This is a genomic window from Stenotrophomonas sp. GD04145 (assembly GCF_029835135.1).
In the GTDB taxonomy this organism is placed as follows: domain Bacteria; phylum Pseudomonadota; class Gammaproteobacteria; order Xanthomonadales; family Xanthomonadaceae; genus Stenotrophomonas; species Stenotrophomonas maltophilia_P.
This window is the reverse complement of record NZ_JAODZG010000011.1, coordinates 100,191-116,931: the sequence shown is the minus strand read 5'-3', so window position 1 is coordinate 116,931 and position 16,741 is coordinate 100,191. Positions and strand designations below refer to the sequence as shown.

Below are 16,741 nucleotides of genomic sequence, written 5' to 3'. Positions count from 1 at the left end.
CTGTGCTGCCGTTCGACTTGCATGTGTTAGGCCTACCGCCAGCGTTCACTCTGAGCCAGGATCAAACTCTTCACTTAAAACTGCATTGCCCGAAGGCAAAAATTTAAAGCTGCAGATGAATGATTCCGGCAACGTATCGCTTGCTTTAAAACAATTAATAGTTGCTTGATCAAACGTCTGCAAGATGGACAGTCATCCTTCCTGCAGGCGCCTTCACAAGATACCTGCGCATACTTTCAAAGATCCGGGGAAGTGGCCTCAGCGCCATTCCCGTGTGCTGCGAAGTTTCCTTCGTAGCGAGCCGCCCATTATGCCAGACTTTTTCAGTCCGTCAACACCTTCGTTCGATCATCTCGTTCGGGGTGATGGGCGCCCTGGTGTCGCTCAAGCCCCTTGGTGGCGGCCCCTGCGACGGGGGAGGGAAAGTATGTCCCTGTTCGCTCCATTTGTGAAGGGGGTGTGGCGACTTTTTTCATCGGATGTTGGCACCGTTCATCCGACAGGCGCCCGATGAACGGCGCCACGAGCGCCCGGGCGTGTGCCCGGCGCTCGTCCGACAGATCTCAGGCTGCGATCAGGCGCACACGGGCGAATGTGCGCTTACCCACCTGCAGCAGACCTTCGAAGCCCGGCCGCAGCACCTGCTGACCATCTTCCACGACCTCGCCATCCACCTTGACGGCGCGCTCCTTGAGCTTGCGGTTGGCTTCGGAGTTGCTCGGAGTCAGCCCGGCAGCGGTCAGCAGCGCCGCGATGCGCAGGCCTTCGGCCGGAATCGCCACGTCCTGCAGCGGCAACTGGGTGATGTCGCCCTGTCCGGTCACCGCCGCTTCCCAGCCGGCAATGGCCTGCTCGGCGGCGGCTGCGTCGTGGAAGCGGGTTGCCAGCTCCCGCGCCAGGCGCAGCTTCACCACGCGCGGGTTGAGACCGCCGCTGGCCACCTGCTCCCGCAGCTGCGCGGCCTCGGCCTGGCTGATATCGAAGGACAACAGTTCGATCCAGCGCCACATCAGGGCATCGTCCACCTTCATGGTCTTGGTGACGATGTCGATGGCCGGCTCGCTGATGCCGATGTAGTTGCCCAGCGACTTGGACATCTTGTTGACGCCGTCCAGGCCTTCCAGCAGCGGCATGGTCAGCACCACCTGCGGCTTCTGCCCGTGGTGCTCCTGCAGGCCACGACCCATCAGCAGGTTGAACTTCTGGTCGGTACCGCCCAGTTCGACGTCCGCCTGCAGGGCGACCGAGTCGTAGCCCTGCACCAGCGGGTACAGGAACTCGTGGATGGCGATGGACTGCTGTGCGGCGTAGCGCTTGGCGAAGTCGTCGCGCTCCAGCATGCGTGCCACGGTGTGCTGGCCGGCCAGGCGGATCATGTCGGCCGCCCCCATGCTGCCGAACCACTCGGAATTGAAGCGGACTTCGGTACGGCTGCGGTCCAGCACCTTGAACACCTGTTCCTCGTAAGTGCGGGCATTGGCCAGCACATCCTCGCGGCTGAGCGGCTTGCGGGTCAGGCTCTTGCCCGAAGGGTCGCCGATCATGCCGGTGAAGTCGCCGATCAGGAAGATGACCTGATGACCGAGGTCCTGGAACTGGCGCATCTTGTTCAGCAGCACCGTATGACCCAGATGCAGGTCCGGCGCGGTGGGGTCGAAGCCAGCCTTGATCCGCAGCGGACGGCCTTCCTGCAGGCGCGCACGCAGATCCTCGAGCTTGAGGATCTCGTCGGCACCACGGCCGATCAGGGAAAGGGCTTCTTCAATCGAGGACACGTGACTACTCCCGGCAACGCCGATTCTTGTGTGGGGGTGTTAAAGCCAAGTTAACCCGATTGGCTTCACAAAAGCCAATGGGCACAAGGGTTTGACGCGCTTTTCTCAGGTGTCTATGGTAACCGGCGTTCAGGCCCGCGCTCCCGGGCCAGCCAGGAAAAACCGCCGATGCACAACTCCGAACAAGGGCGCGCACGCAAGCAGCGCTTCCAGGAACGCCTTCACGTCCTGCACGACAACGCCCTGCATCGGAAGCTCAGGCAACATCTTCCCGCCGCCTTCAATGAGCGCTGGACCCGGCGTCACTGGATGCATGCCAGCCTGTTCGCGACCATCGGTGCGCTGGTCGCCACGATCGTCCCCGGTTTCTCGCACACCATCGACGCCCCCTACGCCGACGGCCACACCAGCCTGGCCCTGCCCTTGCCGCCGCTGTCGCTGGCCCGCCAGCAGCAGGTGCCCGGTGACAGCTGGCAGGTCCTGCGCGTACAGCGTGGCCAGACCCTCAGCGAGCTGTTCGACCAGGCCGGCATTCCGGCGACCACCCTGCACCGCGTACTGGACCACCCCGGTGCCCGCGAATCGCTGACGAAGCTGCGTCCGGGCGCCGAGATCGCCTTCGACATGCCGCTGTCCGGTGACCTGCGCAGCATCCGCTTCGACCGCGACGGCGAGAACCGGGTCGAGCTGAGCCTGGCCGGCGACAACATCAAGGAAACCGTGACCAAGCGCGAGACCTCCACGCGCACGGTGGTCACCAGTGGTGAGATCACCAGTTCGCTGTATGCCGCAGCGCGCCGGGCCGGGCTGTCACCGTCGGCGATCGCCACCATGACCGACGACATCTTCAAGTACGACATCGACTTCTCCAAAGACCTGCAGCCGGGCGACCGCTTCAGCGTGGTGATGGATGAGACCTGGCGCGAGGGCGAAAAGGTCGATACCAGCAAGATCCTGGCAGCGACCTTCACCACCGGCGGCAAGACCTATTCGGGCTTCCGCTTCGAACGCAACGGCAAGTCCGAGTACTACGACATCAATGGGCGCTCGTTGAAGAAGAGCTTCATCCGCATGCCGATCCCGTTCGCGCGTCTGAGCTCGACCTTCGGCGCGCGCAAGCACCCGGTGCTGGGCAAGATGCGCATGCACAAGGGCGTGGACTACGCCGCCCGCACCGGCACGCCGATCATGGCGGCCGGCGATGCGCGCGTGCAGTTCGCCGGCGTGCAGCGCGGCTACGGCAATGTGGTGATCCTCGACCACGGTCGTGGCCACACCACCCTGTACGGGCACATGTCGCGCTTTGCGAACATCCGCACCGGCCAGCGCGTGGCGCAGGGCACGGTGATCGGCTATGTCGGCTCGACCGGCCTGGCCACCGGCCCGCACCTGCACTACGAATTCCGCGTCAACGGCGTGCACCGCAACCCGCTGACGGTGACCATGCCGCCGCCGGAGCCGCTCAAGGGCGCCGAGCTGGCCGCCTTCCGCGCCCAGACCGCGCCGGCGATGGCGCGCATCCAGGGCATGGAGAAGCTGATCTACGCCGACGCCAGCCCGGCGCCGACCGGTCGGGACGAGGCGGCCACGGAGGTGGCCAGCGCCAAGGACACGCAGACCCGCGGCCGCAAGCGCGGCTGAGACCTGCGTTGACGAACAAGGACGCGGCAGCCCAAGCTTGCCGCGTCCTTTTTTTTTGCGCGCCATGAGCACACCTGCCGACGCCAACACTCCCCTGTACCTGGGCCTGATGTCAGGCACCAGCGCCGACGGTATCGATGCCGCACTGGTGCAGTTTCCCGACGAGGGCGGCTGCCGCTTCGTGCATGGCCTGACCGCGCGCTGGGAGCCCCTGCTGCGCGCGCGGCTGGTGGCGCTGGGCGAAGGGGGGCCGCTGGCGTCGCTGGAGGAGCTTGGCGAACTCGACGCGCGGATCGCGATCGCCTTCGCCGACGCCGCCAACCAGTTGCTGGACGAATCCGGCGTGGACCGCACCCGGGTGCGGGCGATCGGCTCGCATGGGCAGACCGTGCGCCACCGGCCGCTGGCCGATCCGGCCTTCACTGTGCAGCTGGGCGACGGCAACCGCATCGCCGAGCTGACCGGGATCACCACGGTGTGCGATTTCCGCCGCCGCGACGTGGCTGCCGGCGGTCATGGCGCACCGCTGATGCCGGCCTTCCACCTCGGCATGCTGGGCACGGCCGACGAGGACCGGGCCGTGCTCAACCTGGGCGGCATCGCCAATCTGACCCTGATCCCGCGGGAGGGTGCCGTACGCGGCTTCGACACCGGGCCAGCCAATGCGCTGATGGATGCCTGGTGCCAGCGCCACACCGGGCGCACCTTCGATGCCGAAGGCGCCTATGCCGCCAGCGGTGTGGTGGATGGCCCCCTGCTGGCGGGCTGGCGTGCGGACCCCTGGTTCGACCTGCCCCCGCCGAAGAGTACCGGTCGCGAACAGTTCCATCTGGCGTGGGCGGAGGCGCACATGGGTGAAGGCCAGTACGCCGCTGCCGATGTGCAGGCGACCCTGCTTGAGCTGACCGTGGCGACCGTGGCCGATGCGCTGCTGGTGCAGCAGCCGCAGACACGCCGCCTGCTGGTCTGTGGCGGCGGCGTGCACAACCGGCAGTTGATGAAACGGCTGGCCGAACGGCTGCCGGCGCTGCAGGTGGAATCCAGCGCCGTGCACGGGTTGGACCCGGAGTACGTGGAAGCCATGGGCTTCGCCTGGCTGGCGCAGCGGACGATGGACGGGCTGGCGGGGAACCTGCCCAGCGTCACCGGCGCGAAGGGACCGCGGATTCTCGGCGCGATCCATCTGGCGTGAGGCGGCCCGCTCCGCCGGGCATGGCCCGGCGCTACCCCGTCGGTACGCTCCGCCGGGCATGGTCCGGCGCGCGCCCATCGGCACCCACCTGGTAGCGCCGGGCCATGCCCGGCGGTGAGGTATCAGATCAATCGAAGCCCTGGCCGGCCGGCAGCGCCTGCAGCGCGATGATGGCCGCAGCGAGCGCATCGACCTCGGTATCGCCAAAACCGGAGCGGACCTCCAGCTCGCTGCTGAACAACCCTTGTTCCAGCAACGCCGCACAGGTCTGTTCGTGGCTCCAGCCACGGGCAACCGCGACCCGCCGGATGCGTTCCAGCAGCAGCGGGTCCAGGTCCCGCAGCACAACATCAGCCATGCTCACTCCCCGTTCGCAAGGCACCGCCCCCTCGGCGCGTCGGGGGCGATGATCCCGCAGACCGGGCGGGCAGGCAATCAGGCGGCCGGCGGTGGCCCGCGGTCGACGATGCGCGGCCACAGCCAGACCAGCAGCAGCAGGGTCGGCACCACGGTGACCGAGCTGAGGATGAAGAACGTGCTGTAGGAGGTGGCCTCGACGATGTAGCCCGACACACCGCCGACGAACTTGCCGGGCAGGTTGGCCAGGGAGACCAGCAGCGCATACTGGGTGGCGGTGAAGTTGCGGTCCGTCAACGACGACATGAAGGCGACCAGCACGGTGCCTGCAAAGCCCTGGAACAGGTTGTCGGCACTGAGGGCGGCATAGAACGCCCACAGCTTGCCCGGGTTGTGCGCCATCAGCAGGAAGGCCAGATTGGACAGCGCCACGCCCAGTGCCGCCACCAGCAGCATGCGCCGGAAGCCAAACGCGGCCACCGCGATGCCTCCCAGGAAGGCACCGCCGATGCCCATCCACACCCCGAACAGTTTGGAGACCGTGGCGATGTCGGCCTTGTCGAAGCCGGAATCGAGGTAGAACGGCCCCGCCATCACCCCAATCACCTGGTCAGGGAACTTGAACAGGCCGACAAAGGCCAGCAGCACCAGCGCCAATGCCACGCCGTTGCGGCTGAAGAAACTTGTGATCGGCTGGACGAAGGCTTCGGCGACATCGATGCGGCGCTGCACGGCGGTGGCGGGACGCTCCGGTTCGGCGCACAGCAGCGTGGTGATGATCGGCAGCAGCATCAGGGCGGCCATCGCCAGATACGCGATGACCCAGCCTTCAAACTGGGCCAGATACAGCGCGCCGGCACCGGCCAGGATCAGGCCGATCCGGTAACCCAACGTGTAGGTGGCCGCCAGCGCGGCCTGAGCGGTCTGCGGCGCGATCTCGATACGGTAGGCATCCACGGCCGAATCCTGGGTGGCGCCGGCAAAGGACGCCACCAGCACCCACATCACCAGGGGCCAGACGCCCTGTTCGGGGCGCACGAAGGCCAGCGCGATCAGTCCGACCAGCACCATGACCTGCGATATCAGCAGCCAGGAGCGACGACGGCCGAGCCGGCCCAGCAACGGGAAGGCATACCGATCCAGCAGCGGTGCCCACAGGAACTTGAGCAGGTAGAAGAAACTGGCCAGGCTGATCAGGCCGATGCTGCCCAGGTCCAGCCCCACATCGCGCAGGCGCGTGGACAAGGTCTGCGACGCGATCAGCAGGAACGGCAGGCCACTGCCGAAACCCAGCATGGCCATGGTCAGCGCCGACGGTGTACCGAAGGCGCGCTTGATTCCTGCCCAGCCTTTGTAGCTGACCGGCCTGGCCGCCTCGCTCACAGGTCGTAGTCCACGGTGAACGGGGCGTGGTCGGAGAAGCGCTCTTCGCGGTAGATCGAGCAGCCACGCAGTTTGTCGCGCAGGCCCGGCGTGATGAACTGGTAGTCGATGCGCCATCCCACGTTGTTGGCGCGGGCCGCCCCGCGGTTGCTCCACCAGGTGTAGTCCTCCCCGGTGGGATTGAGCAGGCGATACGCATCGGCCCAGCCACGACCGGCCGCCACGTCGGTGGCCTGGCCATGATCGGCGCACAGCGCGTTGAGCCAGTCGCGCTCTTCGGGCAGACAGCCGGAATTCTTCTGGTTGGACTTCCAGTTCCTGATGTCCAGCGCCGACCGCACGATGTTCCAGTCGCCACACAGCACGTAGTCGCGACCGCTGCGCGCCCACTCCTCCAGGATCGGCCGCAGCCACTCCATCACTTCGAACTTGAATCCCTGGCGCAGGTCGCCGGAGCTGCCGGACGGAATGTAGAAGGACACCACGCTGAGGTTGCCGAAGCGCGCCTCGATATAGCGCCCCTCATCGTCGAACGGCGCCCAGCCCAGCGAGGTGATGACCTGGTCCGGTTCCCGCCTGCTGTAGATCGCCACGCCGCTGTAGCCCTTCTTGGTGATGGCATCGCGGTAGAAGCAATGGTGTCCGTCGGGCCGGAACATCGGGTCGGTCAGCTGGTCTTCCTGGGCCTTGGTCTCCTGGAGGCACAGGACGTCGGCGTCCTGGGCGCGGAACCAGTCGAGGAAGCCTTTGGTCGCGGCGGAACGGATGCCATTGGCGTTGAAACTGATGATGCGCATGCGGGGGACCTACGGCGGGAAACCGGGCAAGCATACCGGTTGGCTGCTGGGCTGCGCAGTCCGGCGGACGCGGCCGGACGGCCCCCCGGAAGAGCGCCGACGAGCGCGGAAGGCCCGGCTGCATTAGGATTTGTGCTCCAAATGAAGATGAATCGAGTTTTGATGAGCGACCACCGTCACCGTTTCCTGCAGCTGGCCCTGACCGCCGACGCCCTGCGCTTCGGCCAGTTCACCCTCAAGTCCGGCCGGCTGAGCCCCTATTTCTTCAACGCCGGTCGCTTCGACTCCGGCTCGCTGCTGTCCCAGCTCGGCGCCTGTTATGCCGATGCCATCGACGCCAGCGGGATCAAGTACGACGTGGTGTTCGGCCCGGCCTACAAGGGCATTCCGCTGGCCACGGCAATGGCCTGCGAGCTGGCCCAGCGTGGCCGCGACCTGCCGCTGTCGTTCAACCGCAAGGAAGCCAAGGACCATGGCGAAGGCGGCCAGCTGATCGGCGCCGACATGAATGGCAAGCGCGTGCTGATCGTCGATGACGTGATCACTGCGGGTACTGCGATCCGCGAAGCGCTGGCCATCATCCGCGCGGCAGGCGGCACTCCGGCCGGCATTGTGGTCGCTCTGGATCGCCAGGAGATCGCTTCGGAAGCCGATCGCCGCTCCGCGGCGCAGGCAGTGGCCGAGGAAGCCGGCATCCCGGTGATCGCAGTGGCTTCGCTGGCCGACCTGCTTGATTTCGCCTCGGGAAACCCGGAACTTGTCGGCTACCGGCAGCCGCTGGAAGCCTATCGGGCCCAGTACGGCGTCCGCTCCACACGCTGACCGCCAGGGGGAAGGTCGCATGTCCCGAATTCCTGCTGTTCTCTTCGCCGGCCTGCTGCTGGCCCTGCCGTTCACCGTGGCGGGGCAGTCGCGGGGCGGCGACAAGGTCGAGAAGAAGCTGTACTGCTGGAACGAGGGCCAGGAGCGGATCTGCAGCGATGCGCTTCCTGCCGATGCGGTCAACCACGCGCGCGACGAGTTCAATGCCCGCAGTGGGCTGCGCAATGCGCAGGTGCAGCGCGCGCTGACCGACGAAGAACGTGCCGCCGCCAGTACCGCGGCGGCACAGCAGCAGCTGGACCGGATGGCCGAGCAGACCCGCCAGCGCACCGAGCAGGCGATGCTGACCACCTATGGCAGCGAAGACGACCTGCGGCGGGTGTTCGCCGAGCGCCAGGAAGTGCTCGACAACAACCTCAAGACCGCCCAGTACAACGTGGCCAGCCTGCGTGAATCGCTGGTCGCGCTGCTGTCGGCGGCCGGCGACCGCGAGCTGGCGGGCGCCAAGGTGGGCGACCCGCAGGCTGAAGCGATCCGCCAGCGGCACGTACAGCTGCAGTCGCAGCAGCGCCTGCAGTCCGGCTTCCTGCAGCAGCAGCAGGCGTTGAAGGCGGAGATCGAAAGCACCCTGCAGCGCTATCGCGAGCTGAAGGGCCTGGCGCCGGCTGCCCCGGCTGGCTGAAAACGCTCCTGCCGCCGGGCATGGCCCGGCGCTACCCGTGGCCAGGTTACGGCCTGACGCGCGGAATTTATGCAGTCTTTACGCGCCGGCCCGGTCCGCCGGGTAGTGCGTTTACGGGGCGCAGGCCGACCATGACGGCCTGAGGTGGAGGGGTTCCACCAGGACGCAATTCCCATGTCCCCCTGGCTGTCGTTGGTGTGTGGCGTGCTGGTGCTGATCGCCGCCGCCTATCTTCTGTATGTCGTGCTGCGGCCCGAGTCGTTCTGAGCGGAGCCGGCCATGATTGAAATTCTTGTCATTCTTGCTGCCAGCGTCGCGCTGGCATGGCCGCTGGGACTGTACCTGGCGCGCGTGATGCGCGGCACGCCGATGAAGGTCGACGTGCTGTTCCGTTGGATCGAAACGCCGCTGTACAAGGTCTTCGGCGTCGATCCCGCACGCTCGATGTCCTGGCGTGGCTACGTGCTGGCATTCCTGCTCAGCAATGGGGTGGTGGCGGTGCTGACCCTGGCGGTGTTCATGACCCAGGCGTGGTTGCCGCTGAATCCGGACCAGATCCCGAACATGCGCTGGGACACCGCGCTGCACACGATGATCTCGTTCCTGACCAACACCAACCAGCAGCACTATTCGGGCCAGGCGCAGCTGTCCTACCTCTCGCAGATGACCGGGATCACCGGTCTGCAGGTGGTGACCCCGATGATGGGCCTGGCGCTGGCGGTGGCCACACTGCGCGCGCTGTTCGCGCCGGCGCCGCAGTCGGCCACAGGCAGCGCCGGCGAAGACCGCCAGGTCGCAGTGGGCAACTACTACGCCGACGTGGTGCGCCTGTGCGTGCGCGTCCTGTTGCCGCTGTGCCTGCTGTGGACACTGCTGCTGACCAGCCAGGGCGTGCCGTCGACGCTGGCGGCGGGGCCGCAGGCTACGCCGATCGATGCCTCCGCCGGCATGACGACGCAGAAGCTGCCGCTGGGTCCGGTCGCGGCGATGGTCGCCGCCAAGCAGCTGGGCGCCAACGGCGGCGGCTGGTATGGCCCGAACAGCAGCTTCCCGCTGGAGAATCCGACGCCGGTTTCGAACCTTCTCGAAGTGATCGGCATCCTGCTGGTACCGATGGCGGTGATCTTCATGATCGGGGCATTCACCGGGCGACGTCGCTTCGGCGCGCTGGTGTTCGTCTGCATGCTGGGAATGTCGCTGCTGTCCACCGGCGCCATGGTGTGGAGCGAAGGCCACAGTGCCAGTGCGGCCACGCCCCTGCTGATGGAGGGCAAGGAAGTACGTTTCGGCGCCGACGGCACCGCGTTGTGGGCGGCGGTGACGACGCAGGTGTCCAATGGCTCGGTGAACGGCATGCACGATTCGCTGGCCCCGCTGAGCGGTGGCATTGCCCTGGTCAACATGCTGGTCAGTGCGATCTGGGGTGGCATCGGCTGCGGCCTGCAGCAGTTCATCGTCTACCTGCTGCTGGGCGTGTTCCTGGCGGGGTTGATGACGGGCCGGACGCCGGAACTGTTCGGTCGCAAGCTGGAGACCCCGCAGGTGCGCCTGCTGGCCCTGCTGGTGCTGCTGCAGCCCATCACCCTGCTGGTGTTCACCGCAGTCACTCTGGCCGTGCCCGGCCTGGCCGGCACCTCAAATCCCGGCTTCCACGGCATCAGCCAGGTGTTCTACGAATACGTATCGGCCTACGCCAACAACGGTTCGGGCTTCGAGGGACTGGGTGATGCCACGCCGTGGTGGAACCTGAGCTGCTCGCTGGTGCTGCTGCTGGGTCGCTTTCCGCTGCTGGTGATTCCGCTGGTGGTTGCTGCCCAGCTCGCCGCCAAGCGGCAGGCACCGGAATCAGCGGGCAGCCTGCAGATCGAAACCCCGACGTTCGCCCTGACCCTGGTGTCGGTGATCGTCATCCTGACCGTGCTGCAGTTCATGCCGGCGCTGGTGCTTGGCCCGATCGCCGACCACCTGAGCCTGGGACTGCATTGAGGACACCCCCATGAGTAGCCACACAACCTCAACCCGTAACCCGCTTGCGTCACGCCCTGCCCTGCTCGATGCGGCCGGCCTGCGCCGCGCACTGGTCGACGCCGTACGCAAGCTTTCACCGATGCATCTGGTGCGCAGCCCGGTAATGGCGGTGGTGATGGCCGGCACGATCGTCGCCGCGATCATCACCCTGACCGGCAACGCTCCACTGGGCTTCGGCCTGGCGGTGACCGCGATCCTGCTGGTCACCGTATTGTTCGGCAACTTCGCCGAGGCCGTCGCCGAAGCACGCGGCCGGGGCCAGGCCGCATCGTTGCGCCGTGCCCGCCAGGACCTGGTGGCGCGCCGACTGGCCGCCCCGCAGCCAGGGGCCGCAGAAACGCAGGTGCCGGCCGCCGAACTGCGCCCGGGCGACCACGTCATCGTCAGTGCCGGCGAGCTGGTGCCAGCCGATGGCGAGATCGTGCAGGGCCTGGCCACCATCAACGAAGCGGCGGTAACCGGCGAATCGGCACCGGTGCTGCGCGAAGCGGGTACCGATCGCTCCGGCGTGATCGGCGGTACCAAGGTGCTGTCCGACCAGATCGTCGTGCGTGTGACCGCCGAGCCGGGCCACAGCTTCCTGGACCGGATGATCGCGCTGGTGGAAGGCGCCAACCGGCAGAAGACACCGAACGAGGTCGCCCTGACCCTGCTGCTGGCGGCGATGACGCTGACCTTCCTGGTGGTGGTGGCGACATTGCCGGCCATCGGCGCCCATGTCGGCGTCCAGGTCGATCCACTGCTGCTGATCGCACTGCTGGTCTGCCTGATCCCGACCACCATCGGCGGACTGCTGCCGGCCATCGGCATCGCCGGCATGAACCGCGCCCTGGCGGCCAACGTGCTGGCCAAGTCGGGCAAGGCGGTGGAAGTGGCCGGCGACGTCGATGTGCTGCTGCTGGACAAGACCGGCACCATCACCTACGGCGACCGCCAGGCCAGCCACTTCCATGCGTTGGCGGGAATCGACGCCAGCCAGCTGCGCGACGCGGCCCTGTTGTCCTCGCTGGCCGACCCGACCCCGGAAGGCAAGTCGATCGTGCGCCTGGCACGCGAGCAGGGGTGCACCACCGCCGAGCCGGAGCAGGCCGTCTACCTGGCCTTCAGTGCGCAGACCCGCATGTCCGGCGTTGACCTTGCCCATGGCCGGCAGATCCGCAAGGGTGCGCTGGATGCGATCCGCAACCATGTGCAGGCGCAGGGAGGCGTGGTGCCGGCCGAGCTGGGCGGGCGCGTCGAACAGGTCGCCCGCAACGGCGCCACGCCGCTGGTGGTGGCGGAAGGTCGCCATGTGCTGGGCGTGATCGAACTGTCGGACGTGGTCAAGCACGGCATGCGCGAGAAGTTCGCACAGCTGCGGGCGATGGGCATCCGGACGGTGATGATCACCGGTGACAACCCGCTGACCGCGGCCGCCATCGCTGCCGAAGCCGGCGTCGACGACTACATCGCCGAAGCCCGGCCCGAGGACAAGCTGGCACGCATCCGCCAGGAACAGGCCGGGGGCCGCCTGGTGGCGATGGTCGGCGATGGCACCAACGATGCGCCGGCGCTGGCCCAGGCCGACATCGGGCTGGCCATGAACTCCGGCACGCAGGCCGCCAAGGAAGCCGGCAACATGGTCGACCTGGATTCGGATCCGGCCAAGCTGCTGGCGGTGGTGGAGGTAGGCAAGCAGCAGCTGATCACCCGCGGGGCGCTGACCACCTTCTCGCTGGCCAACGATGTCTCCAAGTACTTCGCGATCCTGCCGGCGCTGTTCGCCGCGGCGGTACCCGCTATGGCGGCGCTGAACGTGATGCAGCTGTCGAGTCCGCGCAACGCGGTGCTGGCCGCGCTGATCTTCAACGCCCTGGTGATTCCCGCTCTGATTCCGCTGGCTCTGCGGGGCGTGCGCTTCCGCCCGGCCACGGCCACCGCGCTCCTGCGCCGGAACATGCTGGTGTACGGCCTGGGTGGCGTGCTGCTGCCGTTCGCGGCGATCAAGGCGATCGACCTCCTTCTTGTCCTGGTATCCGGCTCATGAACCGCTCTGCTTCCACTTCTTCTTCCCTTCCGCGCGAAGCAAAGGCCGCATCCCGCATGGCCCGCCTGCAGGACGACGCCAGCTGGCGCCCGGCGATCGGCCTGGGTGTGGCGACCCTGCTGCTGGCCGGTGCGGTCTACGCCGGCATCGCCACCGGTTTTGCCGGTCTGGCGTACCCGATGCAGGCCGAAGGCAGCCTGCTGCGCGATGGCAGCGGCCAGGTGCGTGCGTCGGCGTGGCTGGCGCAGCCGTTCACTGGCGATGGCTACTTCCAGGCGCGGCCATCGGCCGCCAACTATGACCCGATGGCGGCGGCCGGCTCCAACCTGGCACGCAGCAACCCTGCGTTGACCGAGCGCGTCGCCGCAAGCACGGCTGCGGTCGCAGCGCGCGAAGGCGTCGCACCGGACCAGGTGCCGGCGGACCTCGTCACCCAATCCGGCGGCGGGCTCGATCCGCAGCTGACGCCGGCGGCGGCGCAGCTGCAGGTGGCCCGCGTGGCGCGTGCCCGGGGCCTGCCGGTGGAACGTGTGCAGGCGCTGCTGCAGGCCCACACCGAGGGACGCCAATGGGGTCTGTTCGGCCAGCCGCGGGTGAACGTGGTGACGCTGAACTTCGCGCTGGACCACGCAGCCGCCAGGCCGTGATGCGATCGTGCACCCGCTGCGCGCACAATGGCCGCCATGACTGACCTGCGAACCCGCCAGGCCGACGCCCTGGTGGAAGGCCTGCAACGCGAAGCCGGTGGCAAGCTGACGGTATTCCTCGGCGCGGCGCCGGGCGTGGGCAAGACCTACACGATGCTCAACCGCGCGCAGGAACAGCTGCGCCGGGGGGTCGACCTGGTGGTGGGTCTGGTGGAGACGCATGGCCGTGCCGATACCCAGGCGTTGCTGGAAGGACTGCCACGGCTGCCGCTGAAGGACGTGGCCTACCACGGCCACGCCCTGCAGGAAATGGACCTGGATGCCGTGCTGGCGCGGCGCCCGGCGCTGGTGCTGGTCGACGAACTGGCACATCGCAATGCACCGGGCAGCCGCCACGAGCGACGCTGGCAGGATGTCATGGAGCTGCTGGATGCGGGCATCGATGTCTGGACCACGGTCAACATCCAGCACCTGGAAAGCCTCAATGACGTGGTGATGCGCATCACCGGGGTGCGGGTCAGCGAAACCGTGCCGGACGGTGTGCTCGACCGCCTGCACGACATCGTGCTGGTGGACCTGCCGCCACGCGAACTGATCGCCCGCCTGCAGCAGGGCAAGGTGTACGTGCCGGAGCAGGCGGCACAGGCACTGCAGTCGTTCTTCTCGCCGGCCAACCTGACCGCACTGCGCGAGCTGGCCATGCAGGAAGCCGCTGATCGTGTCGACAGCAGCCTGCGCGAGACCCGTGCCGCACGCGGCGAGGGCAACCTGCCGCTGCGCCGCGGCGTACTGGTGGCGATCGATGGTGGCGGGCAGAGCGAGTATCTGGTGCGGGTCGCGCGCCGCATTGCCGAACGGCGCGATGCGCCGTGGACGGTGGTGACGGTGCAGGGACGACGCCAGGACGAAGCGACCCGACGCGAGATCGACGCGGCGTTCGCGCTGGCACGTCGCCTGGGCGGCGATGCCGAACTGCTGCATGGCTCCAGCATCGCCGATGCCCTGCTCGACCATGCCGCGCACAACGGTGTCTCGACCCTGGTGCTGGGCCGCACCCGCGAGCGGCCGCTGGCACGGATGTTCAACCGCACCCTGACCCAGCAGCTGATCCAGCGCGGTGCGCACTACGAAATCACCATCATCAGCACGCCGCAGGCACGTGCGCGTTCGCGCCGCGAAGGCCTGTTGCCGCCGGCGCGCGGCATCAACCACGAACCACTGCAGGCCCTGCTCGCCACCGCGCTGGCCTGCCTGGTCGCGTGGCTGGTTGAACGCTGGGTGGGCATGGCCGACCTGTCGATGGTGTTCATCGTGGCGGTCGTGCTGGTCGCAGCCCGCACCCGCGCCAGCGTGGCGGTCATGGCCGCGATCCTGTGCTTCCTCGCCTACAACTTCCTGTTCATCGCACCACGCTTCACCTTCGCCATCGGCGCACGCCAAGGCGTGATCACCGTGTTCCTGTTCCTGGCAGCGGCACTGGTGGCCGGGCGCCTGGCATCACGGCTGCGCATGCAGGTGATCGCCCTGCGGGCCGCCAACCGGCATGCGCGCGCGCGGCAGCAGCTGGGGCGACAGCTGGCCAGCGCTGCCGGCGATGGCGAGGTGGCACTGGCCGGCCGCCATGCGCTGGAGCAGGCGATGGACGTGCCGGCATGGCTGCGGATCGGCGTGGACACCACCGCCGGCGGCCGCACCCTGCCCGGCGACACCGACCTGGCTGCCGCCGACTGGGCGCTGCGCCACGGCCAGCCCAGCGGGCGTTTCACCGATACGCTGGCCGGCGCGCAATGGTGGTTCCTGCCCCTGCTTGATGGCGAGGACCGTGCAATCGGCGTGGCCGGCGTGTATCTGCCAGGTGCACGCCTGCTGCCCGAGCAGCGCCAGCTGGCCGAAGCGATGGTGGACGACATTGCCCAGGCAGCATTGCGCACGCGGCTGGTGGCCGAGCTGGAGCGGGCGCACGTCAGCAACGAGACCGAGCGCCTGCGCTCTGCTCTGTTGTCTTCGGTATCGCACGATCTGCGCTCGCCGCTGGCGGCGATGATCGGATCGGCCGACAGCCTGGCCAGTTATGGCACGGCGATGGACGTGGCTGACCGCCGCGCGCTGCTGGACACCATCCTGGTCGAAGGCGAACGGCTGGACCGCTACATCCAGAACCTGCTGGACATGACCCGGCTGGGCCACGAAGGCCTGAAGATCAACCGCGACTGGATCGGGGTGGACGAGTTGATCGGGTCGGCCGCGCGACGGCTGCAGCGCTACCAGCCCAACGTGAGGCTGGAACTGGATATCCCGCCGACCCTGGCGCCGATCTGGGTGCATCCGGCGCTGGTCGAGCAGGCGGTATTCAATGTCATGGAGAATGCGGCCAAGTTCTCCCCCGCCGATGCCGCGGTACAGGTGCAGGCGCGCGAACTGGACGGCCAACTGCGCATCGACGTGATCGATGCCGGTCCCGGCATCCCCGACGAAGAGCGGGCACGCATCTTCGACATGTTCTACAGCGTCGAGCGTGGCGACCGTGGCCGCCATGGTACCGGTCTGGGCCTGACCATCTGCCAGGGAATGATCGGCGCGCATGGCGGCAGCGTGCAGGCGCTGCCGGGACGTGACGGTCGCGGTACCCTGATCCGCATCACCCTGCCCCTGCTCAAGCCAGCCTCCCACGATGAGCCCGACCCCGATTGATGCGAGCGTACCGGCCCCGCGCGTGCTGGTGATCGATGACGAGACCCAGATCCGCCGTTTCCTGGATATCAGCCTGCGGGCGCAGGGTTATCAGGTCAGGCAGGCCGCGACCGGCCAGGAAGGCCTGCAGCTGGCTGCCAGTGAGGACATGGACCTGGTGATCCTGGATATCGGCCTGCCGGACATGGAGGGCCACCAGGTGCTGGAGCAGCTGCGGCAATGGAGCCAGGTGCCGGTCATCATGCTGACCGTACGTGCCGGAGAAGCGGAAAAGGTGCGGGCGCTGGACAACGGTGCCAACGACTATGTGACCAAGCCCTTCGGCACGCAGGAACTGATGGCGCGGGTGCGCGCGCTGTTGCGGACACGCAGCGTGCCGACCGATGGTACGCCTCCGGTATTCGACGACGGCCATCTGCATGTGGACCTGGTGCGCCGGGAGGTGGCGATCGCGGGCGAACCGGTGGCGCTGACCCGCAAGGAGTACGCACTGCTGTCGCTGCTGCTGCGCAATGCCGGCCGGGTGGTCACCCAGCCGCAGATCCTGCAGGAGATCTGGGGACCCACCCACCAGCACGACACGCACTACCTGCGCATCCTGGTGGGCAAGCTGCGGCACAAGCTGGGCGATTCGGCGCTGGATTCACGCTACCTGTTCACCGAACCTGGCGTCGGATTGCGGTTCAAGGGGTGAGGGTGT

14 protein-coding genes and 1 rRNA gene are annotated in these 16,741 nt (G+C 67.5%); 10 read left to right on the top strand and 5 right to left on the bottom strand.

All coding sequences use genetic code 11. The annotated features are described in order from the left end of the window. A 16S ribosomal RNA gene (locus tag N7367_RS08695) occupies positions 1-77 on the bottom strand; the annotation flags it as partial. A gap of 486 nt (positions 78-563) precedes the next feature. Beyond that, on the bottom strand, positions 564-1,775 hold the full coding sequence (gene tyrS, locus N7367_RS08690; protein ID WP_279942202.1) for a tyrosine--tRNA ligase: 1,212 nt from the start codon (positions 1,773-1,775) through the stop codon (positions 564-566). Between the two features lie 168 nt (positions 1,776-1,943). On the opposite strand from tyrS, the gene N7367_RS08685 reads away from it, so the two are divergent. Next, the gene (locus tag N7367_RS08685) at positions 1,944-3,416 is read left to right on the top strand and encodes a peptidoglycan DD-metalloendopeptidase family protein (protein ID WP_279942201.1); all 1,473 of its coding nucleotides are present in this window, start codon (positions 1,944-1,946) and stop codon (positions 3,414-3,416) included. 64 nt (positions 3,417-3,480) lie between these two features. After that, positions 3,481-4,608, top strand: coding sequence for an anhydro-N-acetylmuramic acid kinase (locus N7367_RS08680; protein ID WP_279942200.1), 1,128 nt, complete (start codon positions 3,481-3,483; stop codon positions 4,606-4,608). A 127-nt stretch (positions 4,609-4,735) separates the two neighbouring features. Here N7367_RS08680 and N7367_RS08675 read toward each other — a convergent pair whose 3' ends face one another. The 3 genes from N7367_RS08675 to N7367_RS08665 form a co-directional block, all read right to left on the bottom strand. Next, positions 4,736-4,966, bottom strand: a complete 231-nt coding sequence (locus N7367_RS08675; RefSeq protein ID WP_053516488.1) for a hypothetical protein — start codon at positions 4,964-4,966, stop codon at positions 4,736-4,738. A gap of 77 nt (positions 4,967-5,043) precedes the next feature. Beyond that, on the bottom strand, positions 5,044-6,348 hold the full coding sequence (locus N7367_RS08670; RefSeq protein ID WP_065181996.1) for an MFS transporter: 1,305 nt from the start codon (positions 6,346-6,348) through the stop codon (positions 5,044-5,046). Further along, a complete protein-coding gene (locus N7367_RS08665; protein ID WP_053516492.1) occupies positions 6,345-7,145 on the bottom strand; it encodes an exodeoxyribonuclease III in 801 nt (266 codons plus the stop codon). The genes N7367_RS08670 and N7367_RS08665 overlap by 4 nt, the downstream gene beginning before the upstream one ends. Before the next feature lie 162 nt (positions 7,146-7,307). Here N7367_RS08665 and pyrE point away from each other — a divergent pair, with 162 nt between their 5' ends. The 8 genes from pyrE to N7367_RS08625 all read left to right on the top strand — a co-directional run bounded on the left by pyrE (position 7,308) and on the right by N7367_RS08625 (position 16,735). Next, entirely contained in the window at positions 7,308-7,967 is a 660-nt protein-coding gene (gene pyrE / locus N7367_RS08660) for an orotate phosphoribosyltransferase (RefSeq protein ID WP_279942199.1), read from the top strand. 19 nt (positions 7,968-7,986) lie between these two features. Then, positions 7,987-8,649: a hypothetical protein gene (locus tag N7367_RS08655; RefSeq protein WP_065174232.1), complete on the top strand. Its 663-nt coding sequence runs from the start codon at positions 7,987-7,989 to the stop codon at positions 8,647-8,649. 174 nt (positions 8,650-8,823) lie between these two features. Continuing rightward, a complete protein-coding gene (locus tag N7367_RS08650; RefSeq protein ID WP_053516498.1) occupies positions 8,824-8,916 on the top strand; it encodes a potassium-transporting ATPase subunit F in 93 nt (30 codons plus the stop codon). A 12-nt stretch (positions 8,917-8,928) separates the two neighbouring features. Continuing rightward, positions 8,929-10,635 (top strand): potassium-transporting ATPase subunit KdpA, encoded by a 1,707-nt coding sequence (gene kdpA, locus N7367_RS08645; protein ID WP_279942198.1) that lies wholly within the window; start codon positions 8,929-8,931, stop codon positions 10,633-10,635. 10 nt (positions 10,636-10,645) lie between these two features. Then, on the top strand, positions 10,646-12,703 hold the full coding sequence (kdpB, locus tag N7367_RS08640; protein ID WP_111186475.1) for a potassium-transporting ATPase subunit KdpB: 2,058 nt from the start codon (positions 10,646-10,648) through the stop codon (positions 12,701-12,703). After that, a complete protein-coding gene (gene kdpC, locus N7367_RS08635) occupies positions 12,700-13,350 on the top strand; it encodes a potassium-transporting ATPase subunit KdpC (protein ID WP_065182000.1) in 651 nt (216 codons plus the stop codon). The genes kdpB and kdpC overlap by 4 nt, the downstream gene beginning before the upstream one ends. Before the next feature lie 36 nt (positions 13,351-13,386). Then, positions 13,387-16,041, top strand: a complete 2,655-nt coding sequence (locus N7367_RS08630) for a sensor histidine kinase KdpD (protein WP_279942197.1) — start codon at positions 13,387-13,389, stop codon at positions 16,039-16,041. After that, complete coding sequence (locus N7367_RS08625; RefSeq protein ID WP_053516504.1) at positions 16,022-16,735, top strand: response regulator transcription factor; 714 nt, start codon at positions 16,022-16,024, stop codon at positions 16,733-16,735. Before N7367_RS08630 ends, N7367_RS08625 begins: the two co-directional genes overlap by 20 nt. Positions 16,736-16,741: the final 6 nt, after the last annotated feature.